Here is a 22,339-nt window from a genome sequence, read left to right as displayed (position 1 = left end):
GTTTGGCCGCCCGCGTCCGGGCAGCCACCGCCACGCCGAAAGGGACGTTCGTGAACGGGCCTCTCATCGTCCAGAGCGACAAGACACTCCTCCTCGAAGTCGACCACGAGCTCGCCGGCGCAGCACGCCGTGCCATCGCCCCCTTCGCCGAGCTGGAGCGGGCCCCCGAGCACATCCACACGTACCGGATCACCCCGCTCGGCCTGTGGAACGCCCGCGCCGCCGGGCACGACGCCGAGCAGGTCGTCGACGCGCTCGTCGAGTACTCCCGCTACCCCGTCCCGCACGCCCTGCTCGTCGACGTCGCCGAGACCATGGCCCGCTACGGGCGCCTCACCTTGTCCAAGCACCCCGTCCACGGCCTGGTGCTGACCAGCACCGACCGGCCGGTGCTGGAGGAGATCCTGCGGTCCAAGCGGATCGCCCCCCTGGTCGGGGCGCGGCTCGACCCCGACACGGTGGCCGTGCACCCCTCCGAGCGCGGGCAGATCAAGCAGACCCTGCTCAAGCTGGGCTGGCCCGCCGAGGACCTGGCCGGGTACGTCGACGGCGAGGCGCACGCCATCGACCTGGTCGAGGACGGCTGGGCGCTGCGGCCGTACCAGCAGCAGGCCGTCGAGGGTTTCTGGCACGGCGGCTCGGGCGTCGTGGTGCTGCCCTGCGGCGCCGGGAAGACGCTGGTCGGCGCCGGTGCCATGGCGAAGGCGAAGGCGACCACGCTGATCCTGGTCACGAACACCGTCTCGGCCCGCCAGTGGAAGCACGAGCTGGTGCGGCGGACCTCGCTGACGGAGGACGAGATCGGCGAGTACTCCGGCACGCGCAAGGAGATCCGGCCCGTCACCATCGCCACGTACCAGGTGCTGACCACGAAGCGGAAGGGCGTATACCCGCACCTGGAGCTGTTCGACTCCCGCGACTGGGGGCTGATCCTCTACGACGAGGTGCACCTGCTGCCGGCGCCGGTCTTCAAGTTCACCGCGGACCTCCAGGCCCGCCGCCGGCTCGGCCTGACCGCGACCCTGGTCCGCGAGGACGGGCGCGAGTCCGACGTCTTCTCCCTCATCGGTCCGAAGCGCTTCGACGCGCCGTGGAAGGAGATCGAGGCGCAGGGCTACATCGCACCGGCCGACTGTGTCGAGGTCCGGGTGAACCTCACCGAGTCGGAACGGCTCGCGTACGCGACCGCCGAGACGGAGGAGAAGTACCGCTTCTGCGCGACCACCGCCACGAAGCGGAAGGTGACCGAGGCACTGGTCCGCAAGCACCGCGGGGACCAGACCCTGGTCATCGGGCAGTACATCGACCAGCTCGACGAGCTCGGCGAGCACCTGGACGCGCCCGTCATCAAGGGCGAGACCTCGAACGCGCAGCGCGAGAAGCTCTTCGACGCCTTCCGGGCGGGCGAAATCAACGTGCTGGTGGTGTCGAAGGTCGCCAACTTCTCCATCGACCTGCCGGAGGCCACCGTCGCCATCCAGGTGTCCGGCACCTTCGGCTCCCGCCAGGAGGAGGCCCAGCGGCTGGGCCGCGTGCTGCGTCCGAAGGCGGACGGGCACGAGGCGCGCTTCTACTCGGTCGTCGCGCGCGACACGATCGACCAGGACTTCGCCGCGCACCGCCAGCGCTTCCTGGCCGAGCAGGGCTACGCCTACCGGATCATGGACGCGGACGAGCTCCTGGCGAACGACTGATCCTGCCGGGGCGCGGTCAGCGACGTATGACGCCGGCGTCCTCGGAGTACTCGCCGAGGACGACGACGCTCACGGCGGTCGCCGCGAACACCTTCGCGGCGCGCAGCAGGTCGCCCAGGCGGTGCCGGGGCGGTGAGTCGGTGGCGGCGGTGGCCCCGCGCGGGCGGCCACCCTGGACCGGGGTGAAGGTTGCGGTGCTCATGAGTCCATGGTGCGCCGCGACCGGCCCCGGCACATCGCCCTGCGGGTTGAGCCGCCTGCCCTCCGGCCTCCTCCTCCCGTCCCATGCCGCCCCCGAGGACCCCTACCCGAGGTCTGACACTCCCGGGTATGACCCCCGGACGGGGCCCCCGCCTGCGCCGCGTGAATCCGCTCGCGCGGCGCCCCGCCCCTGACTACAATCTCCGCTCTTGCCGCCTCCCGCCGCCGTACCGGGGAGTGCCGCCCGCCTGGGGGTACCTCCCAGCGGTAGCTGGGGGAGGAAACCGGCGGGCTTCGTTCCGTACCAGCAGCTGGAGGCATTCCCGTGCCCGCGCACGCCACCGACCTCGCCCCCTCCCACCCCCTGGCCCGCGAACAGGCGCACCTCACCGCATCGCGGGCCGCACTCCGCGCGATGCGCGCGGACGTCGAGGCCCTCGACATCCGCGACGTCACCGCGAACTGGGTCAACGCGATCGTCCTCCAGGCCCAGATCGACGACCGGATCAAGGCCCTCGCCGACCTCGCGCACACCCCGCTCTTCTTCGGCCGCCTCGACTACCTCCACGCGCCCGGCGCGGACCTCGCCGAGGGCGCCGAGGGGGAACAGTTCTACATCGGCCGCCGCCACGTCCACGACGCCGACGGCGACCCCATGGTGATCGACTGGCGCGCGCCGGTCTCCCAGCCCTTCTACCGTGCCTCGAAGGCCGACCCCCAGGACGTCGCCCTGCGCCGCCGCTTCGGCTACACGGGCGGCGAGCTCACGGCGTACGAGGACGAGCACCTCAGCGACCCCGCCGAGGCGGCCGCGGTCAGCAAACTGCTCCAGCAGGAGATCGAGCGCCCGCGCGTCGGCCCCATGCGCGACATCGTCGCGACGATCCAGCCCGAGCAGGACGAGATCGTCCGCTCCGGCCTGTCCGGCTCCGTCTGCGTCCAGGGCGGCCCCGGCACCGGGAAGACCGCGGTGGGCCTGCACCGCGTCGCGTACCTCCTCTACGCCCACCGCGAGCGGCTCGCCCGTACGGGCACGCTCGTCATCGGGCCGAACCGTTCCTTCCTGCACTACATCGAGCAGGTCCTGCCGGCCCTGGGCGAGCTGGAGGTCAAGCAGGCCACCGTCGACGACCTGGTCGCCCGCGACGGCCTGGAGGTCCGGGCCGCCGACCTCGCCCCGACCGCGGTGGTCAAGGGCGACGCCCGGATGGCCGAGGTGCTGCGCCGGGCGGTCCGCTCGCACGTCACCCTGCCCGCCGAGCCCCTGATGGTGGTCCGCGGATCGCGCCGCTGGCGGGTGCCGGCGTACGAACTGGAGGAGATCGTCACCGAGCTCCTGAACCGCGACATCCGCTACGGCGCCGCCCGTGACGCGCTGCCGCAGCGGATCGCCCACGCGGTGCTCGTCCGCATGGAACAGGCGGGCGAGGCCCCCGACGACCGCGTCCAGGACACGGTGGCCCGCAACCCTGCCGTGAAGGCGGTCGTCAAGGCGGTCTGGCCGGTGGTGGAACCGGCAAAGCTGGTGCTGCGGCTGCTGTCGGACGCGGAGTTCCTCGCCGCCCACGCGGACGGGATCCTCTCGGACGAGGAGCAGAAGCTGCTGCTCTGGCCGAAGCCGTACCGCAGCGTGAAGTCGGCGAAGTGGTCCGCGGCGGACCTGGTCCTGATCGACGAGGCGGCGGACCTGGTGGAGCGTACGCACTCGCTCGGCCATGTCGTCCTCGACGAGGCGCAGGACCTCTCGCCGATGCAGTACCGGGCGGTGGGCCGGCGCTGCACGACGGGCTCGGCGACGGTCCTGGGCGACCTGGCGCAGGGCACCACGCCGTGGGCGACCCGCAGTTGGGCGGAGGCCCTGACCCACCTCGGCAAGCCGGAGGCGGTGGTGGAGGAGCTGACGGCGGGCTTCCGCGTGCCGCGCGAGGTGATCGCGTACGCGTCGCGGCTGCTGCCGTCGATCTCCCCGGGCCTGGCGCCGGTCTCCTCGGTCCGCGAGACGCCGGGCTCCCTGGTCGTCACCCCGGTGTCGGACCTGACGCCCGCGGTGATCGAGGCCTGCCGGGCGTCCCTGACCCAGGAGGGCTCGATCGGCCTGATCGCGGCCGACGCCAGGATCCCGGAGCTGGCGGAGGCCCTGCGGGGGGCGGGGCTGCCGTACCTCGCGCCGGGCGAGGAGACGACGGCGCGGGCGCGGTTGACGCTGGTGCCGGCGTCGCTGGCGAAGGGCCTGGAGTACGACTACGTGGTGCTGGACGAGCCGGCGGCGATCGTCTCGGGCGAACCGGACGAACGCACCGGCCTGCGCCGCCTGTACGTCTGCCTCACCCGAGCCGTCTCCGGCCTGACGGCCCTCCACACCACCCCTCTCCCGGCTGCCCTCCTGGCCTGACACCGACCGGTGCCCCCGCGCCTCAAACGCCGGCGAGGCTGAATATTGCGGGCCGGTGCCTCAAGGGTGGGGCGGGGCTGATTTCGGCCGGCCGGAGGCGGGATGTGGTCGGGCATCGGCGGGTGGGGTGGGGACACTGCGGTGGTGAGTCGAGGATGAGCGGTCACCGCCGAGTCCGTTCTCGATCCCGCCAGGATCCGCGAGCCGAGACGAACTTCCGGAGTGGCACCGCCCCACCACCACACGCTCCCGAGCAACGACACCACACCCGGCAAAGCCCGCCCCGGCACCCGAGGCCCCCCGCAACGACACCACAGCCCGCGAAGCCCGCCGCAGCACCCGAGGCTCCCCGCAGCGACACCACAGTCCGCGAAGCCCGCCCCGGCACCCGAGGCCCGCGCAACGACATCCAGCCGGCGGAGCCCACCGCGCGGCGGTGCCGTCAGGACAAGGCCTCGCGCCACCTCGCCACCGCCGGCGCGGAGACCGGGGCGGACCACCCGGAGGGCCTGGCCGCGCCGCCGATGTGGAAGCCGTCCACCCCCGCACCCAGCAGCACGGGCAGGTGCGCCAGCGCCAGCCCCCCGCCCACCAGGAGCTGCGCTCCGTACCCCGGCTCCCCCCGCCGCCCGGCCTCGGCCACCAGCACCGGCAGCCCCGCCTCGACCCCCTCCGCCGATCCGGCCGTCAGGTAGGTGTCCAGCCCGGGCAGCTCCGCGAGGGACTTCCGCAGCTGGTCCCGGTCCGCCGCCCGGTCGATCGCCCGGTGGAACGTCCACCGGCAACCCCCCAGCTCCCCCACCACCGCCTCGATCGCCGCCAGGTCGGCCGTGCCGTCCGGCTTCAGGAACCCGAGGACGAACTCCTGCGCCCCCTCCGCCCGCAGCTCCCGCGCCTGCTCGACGAGGAGGTCGACGGGACCGGCGGCGAACCCGTCCGTCCTACGGAGCATCACGCGCAGCGGGATGTCGACCGCCGCCCTGACCGCCGCGAAGGTCTCGCGCGACGGGGTGAGCCCGTCGGCGGCCATGTCGGTGACCAGTTCAAGTCGGTCCGCCCCACCCGCCTGGGCCGCGACCGCGTCCTCCACGTCGAGGGCGATCACCTCCAGGACTGCACGGTTGCTCATGGGCCCCACTCCTCCGGAAAAGCTGCTGGTATGCAAAATAGGTCTAGTCCAATATCCAGGGTACGGGCCCGCACCCACCCACCACCAGCACAATCACGCCACCCGCCTACCCCCCACACCCGCCCGCAGAATGTGCCCATGGACACCGCGACCTCAGAACTCCGCGCCCGCTGGGCCGCCACCACCGCCGCCGCCGGCGCCGACCCCGGCCGGGACCCCGCCCCCTACGCCGACCGGCTCCTCACCGCCTGGGCGGAGCCCCAACGCCGGTACCACACCACCGCCCACCTGGCGGACGTCCTCGCCCGGATCGACGTCCTCGCACCGCACGCCGCCGACCCCGCAGCCGTCGAACTCGCCGCCTGGTTCCACGACGCCGTCTACCGCCCCGACCGCTCCGAGAACGAGGAACGCAGCGCCGCCCTCGCCGAGCGGGCCCTGCCCGAGCTCGGCGTCGACGGGGCCCGCACGGCCGAGGTGGCCCGCCTCGTACGGCTCACCGTCACCCACGACCCCGCGCCCGGCGACACCAACGGCGAGGTGCTGTGCGACGCGGACCTGGCCGTCCTCGCGGGCGGCCCGGACGCGTACGCCGCGTACACCGCCGCCGTCCGCGCCGAGTACGGCTTCGTCCCCGACGACGCCTTCCGCGCCGGCCGCGCCGCCGTCCTGCGCCAGCTCCTCGACCTGCCCCGGCTCTTCCGCACGCCCCACGGCACCGCCCACTGGGAGGCCGCGGCCCGCCACAACCTGGCCGCGGAGCTCGCGCTCCTCACCGGCCCCGGGGAATGAGATCCCTTTCGCGGCGGTTCGGGAGAGACATGCCCCCCGCCGCCGCCCGCTCCCGCATGCCCGTCGCCGTCTACGTACTCGGTCTGTCCGTCTTCGCCCTCGGCACCAGTGAGTTCATGCTCTCGGGGTTGCTGCCCCCCATCGCCGAGGACATGAACGTCACGATCCCGCAGGCAGGCCTGCTGATATCCGCCTTCGCGATCGGCATGGTCGTCGGCGCACCCCTGCTCGCCGTGGCCACCCTGCGCCTCCCGCGCCGCACCACACTCATCTGCCTCATCAGCCTCTTCGGCCTCGGGCAGGTCGCGGGCGCGCTGGCCCCCTCGTACGCGCTCCTCTTCGCCTCCCGCATCGTCTCGGCGCTCGCCTGCGCCGGCTTCTGGGCGGTCGGCGCGGCCGTCGCCATCGCCATGGTCGAGCAGAACCAGCGCGCCCGGGCCATGGCCGTCATGATCGGCGGCCTGTCCATCGCCAACGTCCTCGGCGTCCCCGCGGGCGCCTTCCTCGGCGAGCACCTGGGGTGGCGTTCCGCGTTCTGGTCGGTCGGCGCCGCCTCGGCGGTCGCGCTCGCCGGCATCGTCGCGCTGATCCCGAGGATCCCGCTGCCCGCCGAGAGGCCGTCGCCGGTACGGGAGCTGCGCATCTACCGAGACCGGCAGGTGTGGCTCTCCATCGGCGTCACGGCCCTGGCGGCGGGCGGCGTGTTCTGCGCCTTCAGCTACCTTTCGCCGCTGCTCACGGACGTCGCAGGGCTGGACTCCGGCTGGGTGCCGTGGGTGCTGGCGCTGTTCGGGGTGGGCGCGCTGGCCGGTACGACGGTGGGCGGCCGGGTCGCGGACGCGCACCTGTTCGGGGTGATGCTGTGGGGCATCACCGCCTCCACGGTCTTCCTCGTGGCGCTGGCCCTGCTGGCGTCGTCGGCGGGGGCTGCCGTCGGGCTGTCGTTCCTGATCGGGTTCTCGACCTTCTTCACCGCGCCCGCGCTCAACGCCCGCATGTTCAACGTGGCGGGCGCCGCCCCGACCCTGGCCGGAGCCACCACGACGGCCGCGTTCAACCTGGGCAACACCGGCGGCCCGTGGCTCGGCGGTACGGTCATCGACGCCGGCCACGGCTTCGCGGCCACCGCCTGGGCGGGGGCCGCCATGACGGTCACCGCGGTCGGCCTGGGAGCGCTCGCCCTGCGCCTGGACCGTCGTACGCCGCCGGACCCGACCCGGATCGTCGCCTCGTCACCGGCCCGCCCGGCGCCGGCGGACACCGTCCGTACCGGTATGTGAACCACTGACGGTGCCCGCCGACGGCCTGATCCGGCGGTCCCAGACCCGAATGGCCCCGGGTGCGGGAGGAGATGACCGCTCCGGCCGCCTCCCGGCGGCTACGCCGGGCGGCCCTTCGGGCGGCGCAGGCCCGCTGCCGTGAGGCGGCGGACCAGTTCCTTGCTGCCGACCTCCACGGCGCCGGCGTCCACCGCGTCCGCGTAGCGGTGCTCGGGGACGTCGTAGTGGTCCCCGTCGAAGGCCCGCGGCGGGCAGCCGATCTTCGCCGCGAAGGCGTGCAGCTCCTCCACCGAGAGGTCGCTGACCATGTGCGACCACATGCGGCCGTGGCCCGGCCACGTGGGCGGGTCGATGTAGATCGTCACCGGCGGCTCACCGGCCGAGGACGGGGCCGAGGCCGCCCACCGCGGCGACCTTCACGCCCGCCTTCCCGCACACCCAGTGCGGATCGGGTCCGAGTTCAGGTTCGACGTCCAGCGCGTGCGGATCGCCGTGCGAGCAGACCGGGCACAGCGGCCAGCGCCCGTACTTCTCCAGCAGTGCGTCCTGTACGTCCTGGGCGACGAGTCCGGCGAGGTAGTCGACCCCCTCCGGCCACTGCTCCACCCACCACCGGCGGTGCGTGACCGAGTCCTCGACGAGGGAGACGACATCGGCCTCGGCGACCTCGCCCGCGACGAGATCGGCGAGTACCAGGGCACGGGCGGCGTGCAGCGCCTGTTCCAGGGGGGTCGCGTGGTCCATGGGGCCATTGTGAACCCGCACCGGCCAGGTGGCGAAGGTCCCTCGGTCACAGCCCGGCGGCTTGCTCCTCCGCGGCTTGTGAAAATAGATTTCACACATGAGTGAGGTCATGAAGGAAAGTTTCACCGAGGCGTTCACCGCCCGCACCCCGCTGCGCGCCCGCGTCCGCGCGCTCGCCCCCTCCATGACCCCCTCCGTGCTGGCCGTCGCCGAGGCCGTCGCGGCCGACCCGGCCGGCTGCGCCCGGCTCACCGTCACCGCCCTCGCCGAGCACACCGGAACCAGCGAGGCCACCGTCGTCCGCACCGCCCGCCTCCTCGGCTATCCGGGCTACCGCGACCTGCGCCTGGCCCTCGCCGCCCTCGCCGCGCAGCAGGAATCCGGCGCCGCCCCCTCCGTCACCGTCGACATAACCGTCGACGACCCCCTCCCCGACGTCGTCGCCAAGCTGGCCCGCGAGGAGGCCCAGACCCTCGCCGACACGGCGGCAGGGCTCGACCTCACCGCGCTGGCCGCCGCCGTCACCGCGCTCGCGACGGCCCGCCGGATCGACATCTACGGCGTCGGCGCCTCGGCGCTCGTCGCCCAGGACCTGGCGCAGAAGCTCCAGCGCATCGGGCTCGTCGCCCTCGCCCACGCCGACCCGCACCTGGCCGTCACCAACGCCGTCCAGCTCCGTCCGGGCGACGCCGCCGTCGCGATCACCCACTCCGGCTCCACCGGCGACGTGATCGACCCCCTCCGTACGGCCTTCGAGCGCGGCGCCACCACCATCGCGCTGACCGGCCGCCCGCACTCACCGGTCACCCGGCACGCCGATCACGTGCTGACCACCTCCGCCGCCCGCGAGAGCCGGCTGCGCCCGGCCGCCATGTCCAGCCGCACCAGCCAGCTCCTCGTCGTGGACTGCCTGTTCGTCGCCGTCGCGCAGCAGACCTACGAGACCGCCGCACCCGCCCTCGCCGCCTCCTACGAGGCACTCGCCCCCCGCCACCGCCCCACCAGCCGCCAGGAGCAATGCCCATGACCGCGTACGCCGATCTCCGCGCCCAGCTCGCGGCCCTGACCACCGAGGCCTTCCGCCCCGAACTGGCCGAGATCGACCGCCTCCCCACCCTCGAACTCGCCCGCCTCATGAACGCCGAGGACGCCACCGTCCCGGCCGCGGTGGCCGGCCAACTGCCGCGGATCGCCGCCGCGATCGACGCCATCGCGCCCCGGATGGCCCGCGGCGGGCGGCTCGTCTACGCGGGCGCCGGCACCGCCGGCCGCATCGGCGTGCTGGACGCCAGCGAATGCCCGCCCACCTTCAACACCGACCCGGCCCAGGTCGTCGGCCTGATCGCGGGCGGCCCCTCCGCGATGCTCCGGGCCGTCGAAGGCGCCGAGGACTCCGCCGAGCTCGCCGAAGCCGACCTCGCCGCCCTGGACCTGACCGCCGACGACACCGTCGTCGGCATCTCGGCCTCCGGCCGCACCCCGTACGCGGTCGGCGCCGTCACCTACGCCCGGAGGCGCGGCGCGCTCACCATCGGCCTGGCCTGCAACGCCGGCTCCCCGCTCGCCGAGGCCGCCCTGCACGGCATCGAGGTCGTCGTCGGCCCGGAGCTGCTCACCGGCTCCACCCGCCTGAAGGCCGGCACCGCGCAGAAGCTCGTACTGAACCTCGTCTCGACCCTCACCATGATCCGGCTCGGGAAGACGTACGGGAACCTGATGGTCGACCTCCGCGCCACCAACGAGAAGCTCCGCGCCCGCTCCCGCCACATCCTGGTGCTCGCCACCGGCGCCTCGGACGAGGAGATCGAGGCCGCGCTCACCGCCACCGGCGGCGAGGTCAAGCAGGCCGCCCTCGTCCTCCTCGGCGGCGTCGACGGGCCGACCGCCGCCGCACTCCTCACCGCCGCCGACGGCCATCTCCGCGCGGCCCTGGCCCGCACCCCGCACGCCCCCTGACCCCGCCGCCCGGCAGCACCCCGCACGCCTCCCGACCCCCACGGTTCCCGAACCCCGGTTCCCTCACGGCAAGGCGACCCCCACATGAGCACTGACAAGAACCGCGCCACCGCCGCCGCGCTCCTCACCCTGGTCGGCGGCCCCCGCAACATCGGCTCCATCGCCCACTGCATGACCCGTCTGCGCCTGGCCCTGCACGACCGCTCGCTGGTCGACGAGACCGCGCTGCGGGCGCTGCCCGCCGTGCTGGGCGTGGTGGAGGACGCCGACACCTACCAGATCGTGCTGGGCCCCGGCACCGTGGCCCGCGTGACCCCGGAGTTCGAGGCCCTGGTCGAGGAGGGCCGGGCCGGGGCCCCGCCGCTGCCGGTCACCGCCGCGGAACTCGCCGAGCGGGGCGCCGCGCTGAAGGCGGCGCAGAAAGCCCGCAACAGCACCCCCTTCAAGCTGTTCCTGCGTCGCGTGGCGAACATCTTCGTCCCGCTGATCCCGGCGCTCATCGGCTGCGGCATCATCGCCGGGCTGAACGGCGTGCTGGTGAACACCGGCCGGCTGCCCGCCGTGGCCCCGGCGCTCGCCGCCCTCGCCTCCGGCTTCATGTCGCTGATCGTGGTCTTCGTCGGCCTCAACACCGCGAAGGAGTTCGGCGGTACGCCCGTCCTCGGCGGCGCGGTCGCCGCGATCATCGTCTTCCCGGGCGTCGCCAAGGTGGATGCTTTTGGCCAACATCTCTCCCCCGGGCAGGGCGGTGTCCTCGGCGCCCTGGCGGCCGCGCTGCTGGCCGTCCGCGTGGAGAAGTGGTGCCGCAGGTGGGTTCCGGAGGCGGTCGACGTCCTGGTCACCCCCACCCTCACGGTCCTGGTCGCGGGCCTGGTCACCCTGTTCGGCCTGATGTTCCTGGCCGGTGAGGTCTCCACCGCCATCGGTACGTCCGCCCACTGGCTCCTCGCCCGCGGCGGCGCCCTCGCGGGCCTGGTCCTGGGAGGGCTGTTCCTCCCCCTGGTCATGCTGGGCCTGCACCAGGCGCTGATCCCGATCCACACCACCCTGATCGAGCAGTCCGGCTACACGGTCCTGCTGCCGATCCTGGCCATGGCGGGCGCGGGCCAGGTGGGGGCCGCCCTCGCCGTCTACTGCCGGCTGCCGCGGAACCGCTCCCTGCGGACGACCATCAAGTCGGCCCTGCCCGCGGGCTTCCTGGGCGTCGGTGAACCGCTGATCTACGGGGTCTCCCTCCCGCTGGGCCGCCCCTTCGTCACCGCATGCGTCGGCGGCGCGGCGGGCGGAGCGTTCGTCGGCCTGTTCAACCAGCTCGGCGTCACCTTCGGCTCCACCGCCATCGGCCCGTCCGGATGGGCGCTGTTCCCCCTGCTCGACGGCACCGCGGGCCTCGGCCTGAGCCTCGCGATCTACGCGGGCGGCCTGGCCGTCGGCTACCTCGCCGGCTTCATCGCCACGTACTTCTTCGGCTTCACCCGGCAGATGCTGACCGACCTGAACACCGATGCCGAAAACACGAATCCGGCCACTGTTCAACCGGCACAGGGGCCTGCTATGGCCAAAATCTAAGGGGAAAGCGAGACTTTCCGGATGGAGTTCCCCGCCGACGCCGTTGCCGCCACCGCCCTGATCGAGGTCGTACGCCTCTCCGAGCGCCCGCAACGGTTCGGCGACCCCGTCACCGGCAGCCCGCTCGCCTCCTGGACCGGCAAGGATGCCTCCGAGGCGCTCGCACTGCTCTCCTCCATGGAGCCGGGCGAGCGCCGCGCCTGCCCGGCCCCCGGCTTCGGCCTGCGCGTCTACGACGCCATGGAGGAGCTCCTGTTCGAGATGGTCTTCTGCTTCAGCTGCGACCGCACCTGGCTCTGGGGTCCCGCCGTCCCGCCCGAACTGACCCTCGGCGCAGACCCGGACGCGCTGCTGTCCCACTTCCACGACGCCGCATGATGGGCGCATGACCGACATACCCCCCGTGGTTCCGCCGGGCCGCCTGGCCGCCCTCACCCAGCCGTCCTTCGCCCTCCCGGGCGCACTGGCCCTGCGGCCCTGGGCCGCGCAGGACGCCCCGGCGCTGGTGCAGGCCTGCCTGGACCCGGACGTCCGGCACTGGAACCGCCCCGGGCTGCTCTCCCCGGAGCAGGCGCGGGAGCGCATCGCCGCGTGGGAGGACCGCCGCCTGGCCGAGCGGGCCGTTATGTGGGCCGTGGCGCCGGCCGGAGGGGGCCTGCCCGTCGGGCTGATCGGGCTCGCCGACTTCGATCTGCCGGGCGGCAGCGCGGAGTTCCTCTACTGGCTGCTCCCGGCCGGCCGTGGCAGCGGCGCGATGGTCCCGGCCGTGGACCGGATCAGCCGCTGGGCCTTCGAGGAGCTCGGCCTGCACCGCCTGCGGATCACCCACTCCGTGGCGAACCCGGCCTCGTGCCGGATCGCGGCCAAGGCCGGCTTCCCCTTGGAGGGCACCATGCGCGGCGCCCTCCTCCACGCGGACGGCTGGCACGACGAGCACCTCCACGCCCGCCTCCGCACGGACCCGGTACCGCCGGCTCAGGCCGCCCCGGACGCGGTGCGCAGGAAGGTCACCAGGTCGTCGGTGCTGTAGCCGAGCTTCGGCGCCCGCTCCGCCGCCATCAGCAGCAACTGCCCGACGATCTCGGCGCCCCACCCGTCCGTGCCGTCCTGCGACCACTCCCACAGCTTCTCGATTCCCAGGTCGGCCATCACCAGCCCGTATCCCGCCCGGATCTCCCCGCACAGCTCCGCCACCGCGTCCAGCAACCGCGCCCCCGGCCGCTCGCACCGCAGCCCGAAGCACCCGCCGACGTCCTCGACCACGCACCCCCTCGGCGGCCGCACCCGGATCGCCTCGTAGCGCGGCTCGTCCTCCTCGGACGAACCGTCCACCGGGCAGTGGATGAGCGTGAACCGGTGCCACCCCGGCGGCGGGGGCGGCTGCGGCCGCCACGCCGTCAGCCCGAGCGCCTCCTGCACCAGGGCCGTCGCCTCGTCCGCCGTACCGGCCGTCTCCCGCACCCGCCGCTCCCCGTCATCGCCGACGGCGGTCCACAGACCGCTGCGCCCGTCCCGCCCCACCCGCACCGAGAGGCCCGTGCCCGGACGCCGCCACCCTTCCCCGACCAGGCCCTTCTCCAGCCAGCACAGCTTCCAGGCCAGCTCGAACTCCCACCCCCGCGCCACCTCGAAGAACCCCTCCAGGGCGGCCTCGCACCGGGCCCGCTCGTCCCCGCTCACGGGTGCGCCCGCTCGTGGAGCACGGCGGCCAGCCGCAGCGCGGTGTCGAGGTTGCAGCGGCCGAGCTCGACCAGCGGCAACCCGTACGTCCCCGCCGCGGACACCACGTCCACCCCGAGCGACGGGAGCACCACCCCCACCCCGCCGAGCGCGTCCCGCAACTGCCCGACGGCCTCCTCGGCCGCCCTCAGCCGCTCCTTCGGAGTGAGCACCATGACATGTCACCTTTCCACTCTGAGTGTTCGCCTTCTCTACACAGAGTGGTGACGGGCTGGATAGCCTTTCAAGGACGGACCCGAAACAACGGGACCTGTTGGCCAGGGAGTTGCCATGGCAGGTAAGCACCTCGATCCCTCCTCCTCTCCACGCGCCCTCCTCGGCGCGGAACTCCGCGTGGCTCGCGAACGCGCGGGCCTCACCCAGGCCGAGTTGGGCGAACCGCTCTTCGTCAGCGGCTCGTTCATCGGCCAGCTCGAAGCGGGCACGCGCCGGATGCACCTCGACTTCGCGCGGCAGATAGACGACATCCTGGGGACGGACGGCTTCTTCGTCCGCAACTGCGGGGCGGCGGCCAAGTCCAAGTACCCGGACCACTTCACAGAGGCCGCCGAGGCCGAGGCTCTGGCCAAGGTCATCCGTGACTACGCCCCGCAGATCATCCCGGGGCTGCTCCAGACGGAGTCCTACGCCCGGGCGATCTTCCGTGCCTACCAGCCGACGGCAACGGAGGGGGTGATCGACGAACTGGTGGAGAACCGACTCGCTCGCTCGGCTCTCCTAACTGACCCAACAACCCCACTGTTGTGGTGTGTATTTGATGAAGCCGTCCTCCGCCGTGAGGTGGGCAGTCCGGAAGTGATGGCCGATGCACTACGTCACGTCGCATCCTTGATCCGATCCCACCGGATCATCGTCCAGGTGATCCCCTTCAGCGCAGGCGCGCATGCGGGCATGATGGGACTCCTCAAACTGATGTCATTCGACGACGCTCCACCGTTGTCCTACACGGAAGGCAACGGAACAGGCCGGTTGTTCGACGATCCGGCCACGGTCGCCCGTCATGCCCTGAACTACGATCTCCTCACGGCCAGCGCCCTACCACCCCGTGAATCACTGGCCTTGATCGAGTCCGCAGCAAAGGATTACGAGCATGCCTGAGTACGACCTGTCTGAAGCCACCTGGCACAAGTCGAGCTACAGCGGCGGGGACGGGGGCGAGTGTCTGGAGATGGCCACCTGGCGGAAGTCCACCCACAGCGACGGCACCGGCGGCGACTGCGTCGAGGTGGCCGACGGCCGGCCCGGGGTGGTCCCCGTCCGGGACTCCAAGCAGCCCGAAGGCCCGCACGTGGTGTTCCACGCACGGGCCTGGGCCGAGTTCGTCGCGTCCCTCTGACCGGCCAGGTCACAGGCCGCCGGTGAACAGCAGCCGGTTCGGGCTGCCCAGGCTGATGCTGCTCACGACGTCCTTCGTGGACTCACGCTCCAGGAAGTCGCCGACCTCCGCCGGGTCCGCGTTCGGGTGGGTCGCCTTGTAGAGGGCGGCCACACCGGTGACGTGCGGCGCGGCCATCGACGTGCCGTCGAGGGCCACGCTGCCGCCGCCGAGCTTGGCGGAGACGATGTCCTGCCCGGGGGCGTAGAGGCTGAGGCACGAGCCGTAGTTGGAGAAGCCCGTCTCCTGGTCGTACTCGTCGGTCGCTCCGACCGCCACCACGCGCTCGGCAGAGGCGGGCGACACGCCGCAGGCGTCCTGCGCGGAGTTGCCCGCCGCGAAGACCGGCAGGACGCCCGCGTCGGACAGGGCGGTGGCGGCGGTGTTGACCGCGTCCGACTTGGTTCCGCCCAGGGAGCCGTTCAGGACGGCGGGCTGGACGGCGTTCTCGGCCACCCAGTCCATGCCCGCGATGACACTGGACCAGGTGCCGCTGCCGTCGCACCCGAGGACACGGACGCTGACCAGCTTCGCGTTGCGCGCCACCCCGTACGTCGCACCGGCGACCGTACCCGCGACGTGCGTGCCGTGGCCCTGGCAGTCCAGCCCGTCGCGGCCGTCCCCGACCGCGTCGAAGCCCGGCTCGGCACGCCCGCCGAACTCGGTGTGCGTGTAGTCGATGCCGGTGTCGAGGATGTACGCGGTCACCCCGGCGCCGTTGCCCAGCGGGGTGAAGCTGTTGTCGAGCGGCAGTGCGCTCTGGTCGATGCGGTCCAGGCCCCACGAGGCGGCCGAAGCCCGCACACCGGGCGCCTTGGTCGGCACCGGCACGGACTGGACCGACGCGTCCTCCTCGACCGACTTCACCCCCGGAGTGCTGCGGACGGTCGCCAGCTGGGCCGCCGTCATCGGGACCGCGAAGCCGTTCATCGCCGAGGTGTAGACGAACGACGGCTTCAGCCCCAGCTGCTGCGCGGCCACCGCACCGTCCACCCCCTTCTCCAGGGTCACGATGTACTGGCCGGGCACGGCGTTCGGCGAGGTGTACAGCGGCGCCGGGGTCGGCTCCGGGCCGGCGGCGGAGGCCGTACCGGCCGCGAGGGGGGCCGCGGTGAGGAGGACGGCCGTGGCCAGACGTGCGAGCAGGCGCATGGAGGTGACTCCCTGAAGGAGGTGGGGGCTCGGCATGGGTGGAGCCGCCTCCACGACGGCGCGTGTCCGTCCGTCCTGGTGCGGCCTTTCCTTCCATCGGGTGTCGCCCCGGCGCGGCTTGACCCGCCGCCGCCCGCCCGGCCGATCGTCCGCGGTCCGCGCCACCCCCCGTCGCGCTGTCGCACACGCCGCGCAAGGGGGCGGCCCCTTGCGGGTCAAGGCCGCGCGGGCCCGTCACCCCTGGCCGGCAGGGCCCGGGGCGCCTCCGCAAGATCACCCGTACGGTCCGCCCCCAGACCGGCGAGCGCACGGCCGGTGCGCTCCCCGTGCCCCCGCCACACCTGCGGACGTCGTTGACCGGCAGCGCCGCCGCGTGGTGGCCTCGACCCATGCGCCTGCCCCTGAGCCGAGTCCTGCCCGTGGCCCTCGCCGTCCTGGCCGCCGTCGCCGTCCTGCCCGTGTCCGCGGCGAGCGCCTCCGAGCGCGGGCCCGTGCCGTACGCCTTCCCCGTCGACCACCCCACGTACATCGTCACCGTACGGAAGGACCTGGACCCGGCCGAGGTGGCGGGGCTGGTCGGGGTCACGCCGGTGCACGTGTTCCGCTCCTCGCTGCACGGCTTCGCCGCCCGGCTCTCCCCCGCCCAGGTCGCGGCGCTGGAGGTGCTGCCGGGCGTGGAGTCCATCGAGGAGGACGGCACCGCCTCCCAGGGCTGGACGTTCTAGGCCGGCTCAGCCGCGGGCGGCCTCGACGAAGGCGCGGATCAGGTCCGGGGACTTCACGCCGCGGGAGCTCTCGACGCCGCTGGAGACGTCCACGCCCCAGGCGCCGGTGGTCCGCACGGCCTCCCGGACGTTGCCGGGGTTCAGCCCGCCGGCCAGCAGCCAGTGGCCCGCGGGGGCGGTGAACTCCTGCGAGGCCCAGTTCCAGGGCTTGCCGGAGCCGGGGTCGGGGGCGTCGATCAGGAGCAGGTCCTCGCCGAACTCCCCGCAGCGGGCGACGTGCAGGGCGGTGGCCCGCAGCAGGGTGCGGGCCTCGGCGCGCAGCGCCTCGTAGTACTCGGGGCCCTCGTCGCCGTGCAGCTGTACGCCGCGGACGCCGCTCTCCTCGGTCAGCCGCCGGACCTCGTCCACGGACTGCCCGCGGAACACCCCCACGGTGAGCACCCCGGCGGGGACCCGCGCGGCCAGCTCCCGCGCGGCGTCGGCCCCGATCGTCCGGGGGCTCCCGGGCGCGAACACGAACCCGACGGCGTCGGCCCCCGCCTCGACGGCGGTGTCGAGGTCCCGCGCGGTCTTCAGCCCGCAGATCTTCACGAAGAGCTCGCTCATGCCCCCAGTCAAGCAAATTCCCCCGTCCGATGGTGATCCGTCTCGGCACCCGGGCGCGGCCCCCCGAGCGCCGCTAGCCTGGGACGGGCTACCCAGTGCGCAATACGCCACAGCGGAGGAACGACGGTGACGACCATGATCGAACGGGCCACACCGATAGAGCACGCGGCACCGCCGACCTTCGAGACCCTCCTGCGCACCGTCGAGGAGATGGACACGCCAGACGGCTTCAAAGCCGAGCTCATCCGGGGGAAGATCATCGTGTCGCCGTGGTCCAAGCTGCGCTATTCCCGCCCCATGCGCAAACTGCGCGAGCAGCTCCGGGCGTCCGCCCCCGCGGGGCACTTCGCGGACACGTCCCCGTTCCTTTTCCGGTTCTCGGCGGCAGAGCGCGGCTACGGACCGGACCTGTACGTCGCGGACGAGTCCGCCTTCGACGAGGAAGGGCGGCACGCGGACGGCGCCGCCCTGTCACTGGTCGGCGAGTTCACCTCCCTCTCGACGCAGGACGCCGACTGGAACGAGAAGCTCGACGTGTACGGCCGACTCGTGCCGGTCTACCTGGTGATCGACATGTCGGCATCCGAGATCACGTGCTTCTGGGACCCCTCCCCGCACGGGTACCGCTCCCGCACGACGGTTTCCTTCGGCGAGGACCTGCACCTGCCGAAGCCCTTCGACTGCGTGCTCGACACCACCGGTTTCTGACGCGGGCGGGTTGGGGGCGTAAGCCGTGGCGGACCGGCGCGGCGGCGGTGAAACGCCCGAGGGCGGCACCCCCCTGTACGGGGAGTACCGCCCTCGGTCGAGAACAGCCGATCAGCCAGGGGCCGATCAGAAGTCCATGTCACCGCCCGGCATGCCGCCCGGAGCGGCGGTGGCCTTCTCCGGCTTGTCGGCGATGACGGCCTCGGTGGTCAGGAACAGCGCGGCGATCGACGCGGCGTTCTGCAGCGCGGAGCGCGTGACCTTCGCCGGGTCGATGATGCCCTCGGCGATCATGTCGACGTACTCGCCGGTCGCGGCGTTCAGGCCGTGGCCGACGGGCAGGTTGCGCACCTTCTCGACGACGACGCCGCCCTCAAGACCGCCGTTGACGGCGATCTGCTTGAGCGGGGCCTCCAGGGCGAGCTTCACGGCGTTGGCACCGGTCGCCTCGTCACCCTCCAGCTCCAGCTTCTCGAAGACCGCGGAGGCCTGGAGCAGGGCCACGCCACCACCGGCGACGATGCCCTCCTCGACGGCCGCCTTCGCGTTGCGCACGGCGTCCTCGATGCGGTGCTTGCGCTCCTTGAGCTCGACCTCGGTCGCGGCACCGGCCTTGATGACGGCCACGCCGCCGGCCAGCTTCGCGAGGCGCTCCTGGAGCTTCTCGCGGTCGTAGTCCGAGTCGGAGTTCTCGATCTCGGCGCGGATCTGGTTGACGCGACCCTGGACCTGGTCGCTGTCACCGGCACCGTCGACGATCGTGGTCTCGTCCTTGGTGATGACGACCTTGCGGGCGCGGCCGAGCAGGTCGAGGCCCGCGTTCTCCAGCTTGAGGCCGACCTCCTCGGAGATGACCGTGCCGCCGGTGAGGATGGCGATGTCGCCGAGCATGGCCTTGCGGCGGTCGCCGAAGCCCGGGGCCTTGACGGCGACGGACTTGAAGGTGCCGCGGATCTTGTTGACGACCAGGGTCGACAGGGCCTCGCCCTCGACGTCCTCGGCGATGATCAGCAGCGGCTTGCCGGACTGCATGACCTTCTCCAGCAGCGGAAGGAGGTCCTTCACGTTGCCGACCTTGGAGTTGACGATCAGGATGTACGGGTCGTCGAGCGACGCCTCCATACGCTCCATGTCGGTGGCGAAGTACGCCGAGATGTAGCCCTTGTCGAAGCGCATACCCTCGGTGAGCTCCAGCTCCAGACCGAAGGTCTGGGACTCCTCGACGGTGATGACGCCTTCCTTGCCGACCTTGTCCATGGCCTCGGCGATGAGCTCGCCGATCTGGGTGTCAGCGGCGGAGATGGAGGCCGTGGAAGCGATCTGCTCCTTGGTCTCGACATCCTTCGCCTGCTCCAGCAGGGCGCCGGAGACGGCCTCGACGGCCTTCTCGATGCCACGCTTGAGGGCCATCGGGTTGGCGCCGGCGGCGACGTTGCGCAGGCCCTCGCGGACGAGCGCCTGGGCCAGCACGGTCGCGGTGGTCGTACCGTCGCCGGCGACGTCGTCCGTCTTCTTGGCGACTTCCTTGACCAGCTCGGCGCCGATCTTCTCGTACGGGTCCTCGAGCTCGATCTCCTTGGCGATGGAGACACCATCGTTGGTGATCGTGGGGGCGCCCCACTTCTTCTCAAGGACGACGTTGCGACCCTTGGGGCCAAGGGTGACCTTGACGGCGTCGGCGAGCTGGTTCATCCCGCGCTCGAGACCGCGCCGGGCCTCCTCGTCGAACGCAATGATCTTGGCCATCTGAAGTGGTCCTCCAGGACTGGGGTTCCCCCTGCGCCACGAGACGCGAGGGGAGGGTTGGATTGCTCCGGACCGCGCCCGCGCCCGCGACGGACGGCCTGCGTGCCCGGCGGTTCCTTCCCGCCGGACCCTGCGGGCCTCACCGACCCGGTCCTGTGTGGTAGCACTCTCAGCACGAGAGTGCTAACGCCAATGATTAGCACTCGACCCCCGAGAGTGCAAGCGGCTCACGCCAACGCGGACCCGCACGCGGGCACGCAGAAGGGCCCGCATCCCGGTCGGGGGATGCGGGCCCTCCTGCGTATGCGTCGGTGGTCGATCGCGCCGGGACTAGACGGCGAGCTTGACCATGTCCGCCTGCGGACCCTTCTGGCCCTGCGAGATCTCGAACTCGACCCGCTGACCCTCTTCAAGGGTGCGGTACCCGTCCATCTGGATGGCGCTGTAGTGGACGAACACATCCGCACCACCGTCGACCGCGATGAAGCCGTAGCCCTTCTCCGCGTTGAACCACTTGACGGTGCCCTGAGCCATGCCTAACTCCCCTATTACTGGCCCTTGCGCAGGACCGCACTTCGCGGTCCCGGGTCAGAACTTGCGCCGGAACGCCTCGACCGCGGCTGAATGTATCTGCACCGGTGCTGTGAGCAACAGGTCAATCCGACGAGAAATCTGGTCACGCGGATACATTGAAATAGAGTGAAAATTTGGCATCTACCGGGGCAACTCGGGCCCGACAAATCTCGCCAAAGCCCCATACCGCGCATGCATATTGACTCAATGTCAACCCTCACGCGACCCGCTCATATGCGGCGGGCAAGAACAGCGGAGGGGACTTCCCCAACTCTACCGCGCCCAATCAAGCAGAATTACCCCCTCCGCTTATTAACGGAGGGGGTAATTACGGTTGCGCGTGTCAGCAGCCGCCGGCCACGGCGGGGATGATCGAGACCCCGGCACCGTCCGGCGTGACGGCCTGCAGACCACCCTCGAAGCGCACGTCGTCGTCGTTGACATACACGTTCACGAAGCGGCGCAGCTTGCCCTGGTCGTCCAGGATGCGCGCCCCGATGCCCGGGTGGTTCTTCTCCAGCGACTCGATGACCTCGGCCAGGGTGGCGCCCTCGGCGGGGACCTCGGCCTGGCCGGCGGTGTAGGTGCGCAGGATGGTGGGGATGCGGACGTTGACGCTCATGGCGCTACTGCCTTTCCGGGAACGGCGGGGGATGGTCAGGCCAGGCCGGCGGCGCGGAACGCGTCCAGGCTGGGGCGGATGGTGGCGGTCTGCCCGCTGTCCGCGGCCACCGCCTCCAGGGTCTTGAGGCCGTCACCGGTGTTCAGGACCACGGTGGTCAGGGCCGGGTCGAGCAGCCCGTTCTCGATGAGCTTCTTCGTCACGCCGACGGTCACGCCGCCCGCGGTCTCGGCGAAGATGCCCTCGGTCTGCGCGAGGATCTTGATGGCCTCGACGACCTGCTCGTCGTTGACGTCCTCCACGTAACCGCCGGTGCGGCGCGCGATGTCCAGGACGTACGGGCCGTCGGCCGGGTTGCCGATGGCGAGCGACTTGGCGATGGTGTTCGGCTTCTGCGGGCGGACCACGTCGTGACCGGCCTTGAAGGCGGTCGACACGGGCGAGCAGCCCTCGGCCTGGGCGCCGAAGATCTTGTACGGCTTGTCCTCGACGAGGCCGAGCCTGATCAGCTCCTGGAGGCCCTTGTCGATCTTCGTCAGCTGCGAGCCGGACGCGATCGGGATGACGAGCTGGTCGGGCAGCTGCCAGCCGAGCTGCTCGCAGATCTCGTACGCGAGCGTCTTGGAGCCCTCGCCGTAGTACGGGCGCAGGTTGACGTTGACGAAGCCCCAGCCCTCGCCCAGCGGGTCGCCGATGAGCTCGGAGCAGAAGCGGTTGACGTCGTCGTAGTTGCCCTCGATGCCGACCAGGTCGCCGCCGTAGACGCCGGCCATGACGACCTTGCCCTGCTCCAGGTCGTGCGGGATGAACACGCACGAGCGGAAGCCGGCCCGGGCGGCCGCGGCGCCGACGGCGCCGGCCAGGTTGCCGGTGGAGGAGCAGGACAGGGTGGTGAAGCCGAAGGCGCGGGCCGCCTCGACGGCGATGGCCACGACGCGGTCCTTGAAGGAGTGCGTCGGGTTGCCGGAGTCGTCCTTGACGTAGAGCTTGCCGGTGACGCCCAGCTCCTTGGCCAGGTTCTCCGCGTCGACGAGCTTGGTGAAGCCCGGGTTCAGGCTGGGCTTGGAGGCCACGTCGGCGGGGACGGGCAGCAGGGGGGCGTAGCGCCAGATGTTGTTCGGGCCGGCCTCGATCGCGGCGCGCAGGGCCTCGACGTCTTCGGATGAACCGGTACCGGTGGGGAGCTCGTAGGCGACCTCCAGCGGCCCGAAGCACTCGACGCACGCGAAGATGGGGCCCAGCTCGAAGCGGGTACCGCACTCACGACACGAAAGGCCGGTGGCAGGTCCGAGATCGACAGAGGTGGCAACAGTCTGTGCAGCCATGATGGCGAGG

General features: G+C 72.1%; 25 protein-coding genes. 13 read left to right on the top strand and 12 right to left on the bottom strand.

Annotation, left to right across the window (positions count from 1 at the left end; translation table 11 throughout):
* Positions 1–50 precede the first annotated feature (50 nt).
* Positions 51–1,694 carry a DNA repair helicase XPB gene (locus AB0B01_RS08340; RefSeq protein ID WP_361714237.1) on the top strand — a complete coding sequence of 548 codons (1,644 nt, stop codon included), beginning with the start codon at positions 51–53 and terminating at the stop codon, positions 1,692–1,694.
* Between the two features lie 16 nt (positions 1,695–1,710).
* Here the strand turns inward: AB0B01_RS08340 and AB0B01_RS08335 are convergent, their stop codons facing one another.
* Positions 1,711–1,896: a hypothetical protein gene (locus tag AB0B01_RS08335; RefSeq protein WP_356853809.1), complete on the bottom strand. Its 186-nt coding sequence runs from the start codon at positions 1,894–1,896 to the stop codon at positions 1,711–1,713.
* 414 nt (positions 1,897–2,310) lie between these two features.
* Between AB0B01_RS08335 and AB0B01_RS08330 the strand changes: the two genes are divergently transcribed.
* The gene (locus AB0B01_RS08330) at positions 2,311–4,287 is read left to right on the top strand and encodes an AAA family ATPase (protein ID WP_361714464.1); all 1,977 of its coding nucleotides are present in this window, start codon (positions 2,311–2,313) and stop codon (positions 4,285–4,287) included.
* Positions 4,288–4,729: 442 nt separating this feature from the next.
* Here the strand turns inward: AB0B01_RS08330 and AB0B01_RS08325 are convergent, their stop codons facing one another.
* Positions 4,730–5,416 carry a copper homeostasis protein CutC gene (locus AB0B01_RS08325; RefSeq protein ID WP_361714233.1) on the bottom strand — a complete coding sequence of 229 codons (687 nt, stop codon included), beginning with the start codon at positions 5,414–5,416 and terminating at the stop codon, positions 4,730–4,732.
* A 138-nt stretch (positions 5,417–5,554) separates the two neighbouring features.
* On the opposite strand from AB0B01_RS08325, the gene AB0B01_RS08320 reads away from it, so the two are divergent.
* A complete protein-coding gene (locus AB0B01_RS08320) occupies positions 5,555–6,208 on the top strand; it encodes a hypothetical protein (protein ID WP_361714230.1) in 654 nt (217 codons plus the stop codon).
* Positions 6,209–6,264: 56 nt separating this feature from the next.
* Positions 6,265–7,488 (top strand): Cmx/CmrA family chloramphenicol efflux MFS transporter, encoded by a 1,224-nt coding sequence (locus tag AB0B01_RS08315; RefSeq protein ID WP_361714461.1) that lies wholly within the window; start codon positions 6,265–6,267, stop codon positions 7,486–7,488.
* A 98-nt stretch (positions 7,489–7,586) separates the two neighbouring features.
* Here AB0B01_RS08315 and AB0B01_RS08310 read toward each other — a convergent pair whose 3' ends face one another.
* Together AB0B01_RS08310 and AB0B01_RS08305 are read right to left on the bottom strand one after the other, a co-directional pair.
* Entirely contained in the window at positions 7,587–7,853 is a 267-nt protein-coding gene (locus tag AB0B01_RS08310) for a DUF4031 domain-containing protein (protein ID WP_361714227.1), read from the bottom strand.
* Between the two features lie 7 nt (positions 7,854–7,860).
* On the bottom strand, positions 7,861–8,232 hold the full coding sequence (locus AB0B01_RS08305) for a hypothetical protein (RefSeq protein ID WP_361714224.1): 372 nt from the start codon (positions 8,230–8,232) through the stop codon (positions 7,861–7,863).
* Between the two features lie 97 nt (positions 8,233–8,329).
* Here AB0B01_RS08305 and AB0B01_RS08300 point away from each other — a divergent pair, with 97 nt between their 5' ends.
* The 5 genes from AB0B01_RS08300 to AB0B01_RS08280 all read left to right on the top strand — a co-directional run bounded on the left by AB0B01_RS08300 (position 8,330) and on the right by AB0B01_RS08280 (position 12,787).
* Complete coding sequence (locus AB0B01_RS08300; protein ID WP_361714221.1) at positions 8,330–9,259, top strand: MurR/RpiR family transcriptional regulator; 930 nt, start codon at positions 8,330–8,332, stop codon at positions 9,257–9,259.
* Positions 9,256–10,188: an N-acetylmuramic acid 6-phosphate etherase gene (gene murQ, locus AB0B01_RS08295; protein WP_361714218.1), complete on the top strand. Its 933-nt coding sequence runs from the start codon at positions 9,256–9,258 to the stop codon at positions 10,186–10,188. The genes AB0B01_RS08300 and murQ overlap by 4 nt, the downstream gene beginning before the upstream one ends.
* 84 nt (positions 10,189–10,272) lie before the next feature.
* Entirely contained in the window at positions 10,273–11,757 is a 1,485-nt protein-coding gene (locus AB0B01_RS08290) for a PTS transporter subunit EIIC (RefSeq protein ID WP_361714215.1), read from the top strand.
* A gap of 21 nt (positions 11,758–11,778) precedes the next feature.
* Positions 11,779–12,135: a hypothetical protein gene (locus AB0B01_RS08285; RefSeq protein ID WP_361714211.1), complete on the top strand. Its 357-nt coding sequence runs from the start codon at positions 11,779–11,781 to the stop codon at positions 12,133–12,135.
* 7 nt (positions 12,136–12,142) lie between these two features.
* The gene (locus tag AB0B01_RS08280; protein WP_361714208.1) at positions 12,143–12,787 is read left to right on the top strand and encodes a GNAT family N-acetyltransferase; all 645 of its coding nucleotides are present in this window, start codon (positions 12,143–12,145) and stop codon (positions 12,785–12,787) included.
* Here AB0B01_RS08280 and AB0B01_RS08275 read toward each other — a convergent pair.
* Together AB0B01_RS08275 and AB0B01_RS08270 are read right to left on the bottom strand one after the other, a co-directional pair.
* Complete coding sequence (locus AB0B01_RS08275) at positions 12,733–13,437, bottom strand: hypothetical protein (RefSeq protein ID WP_361714205.1); 705 nt, start codon at positions 13,435–13,437, stop codon at positions 12,733–12,735. The two genes, AB0B01_RS08280 and AB0B01_RS08275, sit on opposite strands and share 55 nt — an antisense overlap.
* Positions 13,434–13,652: a hypothetical protein gene (locus tag AB0B01_RS08270; RefSeq protein ID WP_361714202.1), complete on the bottom strand. Its 219-nt coding sequence runs from the start codon at positions 13,650–13,652 to the stop codon at positions 13,434–13,436. Before AB0B01_RS08270 ends, AB0B01_RS08275 begins: the two co-directional genes overlap by 4 nt.
* Before the next feature lie 115 nt (positions 13,653–13,767).
* Between AB0B01_RS08270 and AB0B01_RS08265 the strand changes: the two genes are divergently transcribed.
* Complete coding sequence (locus AB0B01_RS08265) at positions 13,768–14,595, top strand: helix-turn-helix transcriptional regulator (RefSeq protein WP_361714199.1); 828 nt, start codon at positions 13,768–13,770, stop codon at positions 14,593–14,595.
* Positions 14,588–14,833: a DUF397 domain-containing protein gene (locus AB0B01_RS08260; protein ID WP_361714196.1), complete on the top strand. Its 246-nt coding sequence runs from the start codon at positions 14,588–14,590 to the stop codon at positions 14,831–14,833. The genes AB0B01_RS08265 and AB0B01_RS08260 overlap by 8 nt, the downstream gene beginning before the upstream one ends.
* Positions 14,834–14,842: 9 nt before the next feature.
* Here the strand turns inward: AB0B01_RS08260 and AB0B01_RS08255 are convergent, their stop codons facing one another.
* Positions 14,843–16,024: a S8 family peptidase gene (locus tag AB0B01_RS08255; protein ID WP_361714193.1), complete on the bottom strand. Its 1,182-nt coding sequence runs from the start codon at positions 16,022–16,024 to the stop codon at positions 14,843–14,845.
* Between the two features lie 389 nt (positions 16,025–16,413).
* Here AB0B01_RS08255 and AB0B01_RS08250 point away from each other — a divergent pair, with 389 nt between their 5' ends.
* On the top strand, positions 16,414–16,749 hold the full coding sequence (locus AB0B01_RS08250; RefSeq protein ID WP_361714190.1) for a protease inhibitor I9 family protein: 336 nt from the start codon (positions 16,414–16,416) through the stop codon (positions 16,747–16,749).
* A 6-nt stretch (positions 16,750–16,755) separates the two neighbouring features.
* Here AB0B01_RS08250 and AB0B01_RS08245 read toward each other — a convergent pair whose 3' ends face one another.
* Positions 16,756–17,355: a phosphoribosylanthranilate isomerase gene (locus AB0B01_RS08245; protein ID WP_361714187.1), complete on the bottom strand. Its 600-nt coding sequence runs from the start codon at positions 17,353–17,355 to the stop codon at positions 16,756–16,758.
* Between the two features lie 135 nt (positions 17,356–17,490).
* Here AB0B01_RS08245 and AB0B01_RS08240 point away from each other — a divergent pair, with 135 nt between their 5' ends.
* Complete coding sequence (locus AB0B01_RS08240) at positions 17,491–18,063, top strand: Uma2 family endonuclease (protein WP_361714458.1); 573 nt, start codon at positions 17,491–17,493, stop codon at positions 18,061–18,063.
* 126 nt (positions 18,064–18,189) lie between these two features.
* Here the strand turns inward: AB0B01_RS08240 and groL are convergent, their stop codons facing one another.
* The 4 genes from groL to thrC all read right to left on the bottom strand — a co-directional run bounded on the left by groL (position 18,190) and on the right by thrC (position 22,329).
* Complete coding sequence (gene groL / locus AB0B01_RS08235; RefSeq protein WP_361714184.1) at positions 18,190–19,809, bottom strand: chaperonin GroEL; 1,620 nt, start codon at positions 19,807–19,809, stop codon at positions 18,190–18,192.
* 330 nt (positions 19,810–20,139) lie between these two features.
* On the bottom strand, positions 20,140–20,343 hold the full coding sequence (locus AB0B01_RS08230) for a cold-shock protein (protein WP_005315736.1): 204 nt from the start codon (positions 20,341–20,343) through the stop codon (positions 20,140–20,142).
* 382 nt (positions 20,344–20,725) lie between these two features.
* Positions 20,726–21,004, bottom strand: a complete 279-nt coding sequence (locus AB0B01_RS08225) for a MoaD/ThiS family protein (RefSeq protein WP_361714181.1) — start codon at positions 21,002–21,004, stop codon at positions 20,726–20,728.
* Between the two features lie 35 nt (positions 21,005–21,039).
* Positions 21,040–22,329: a threonine synthase gene (gene thrC, locus AB0B01_RS08220; RefSeq protein ID WP_361714178.1), complete on the bottom strand. Its 1,290-nt coding sequence runs from the start codon at positions 22,327–22,329 to the stop codon at positions 21,040–21,042.
* Positions 22,330–22,339: the final 10 nt, after the last annotated feature.

The sequence above is a fragment of the Streptomyces sp. NPDC044571 genome, from assembly GCF_040647115.1.
Lineage (GTDB): Bacteria > Actinomycetota > Actinomycetes > Streptomycetales > Streptomycetaceae > Streptomyces.
The sequence above is the reverse complement of the archived record's forward strand: the minus strand, read 5'-3'. Positions and strand labels throughout refer to the sequence as shown.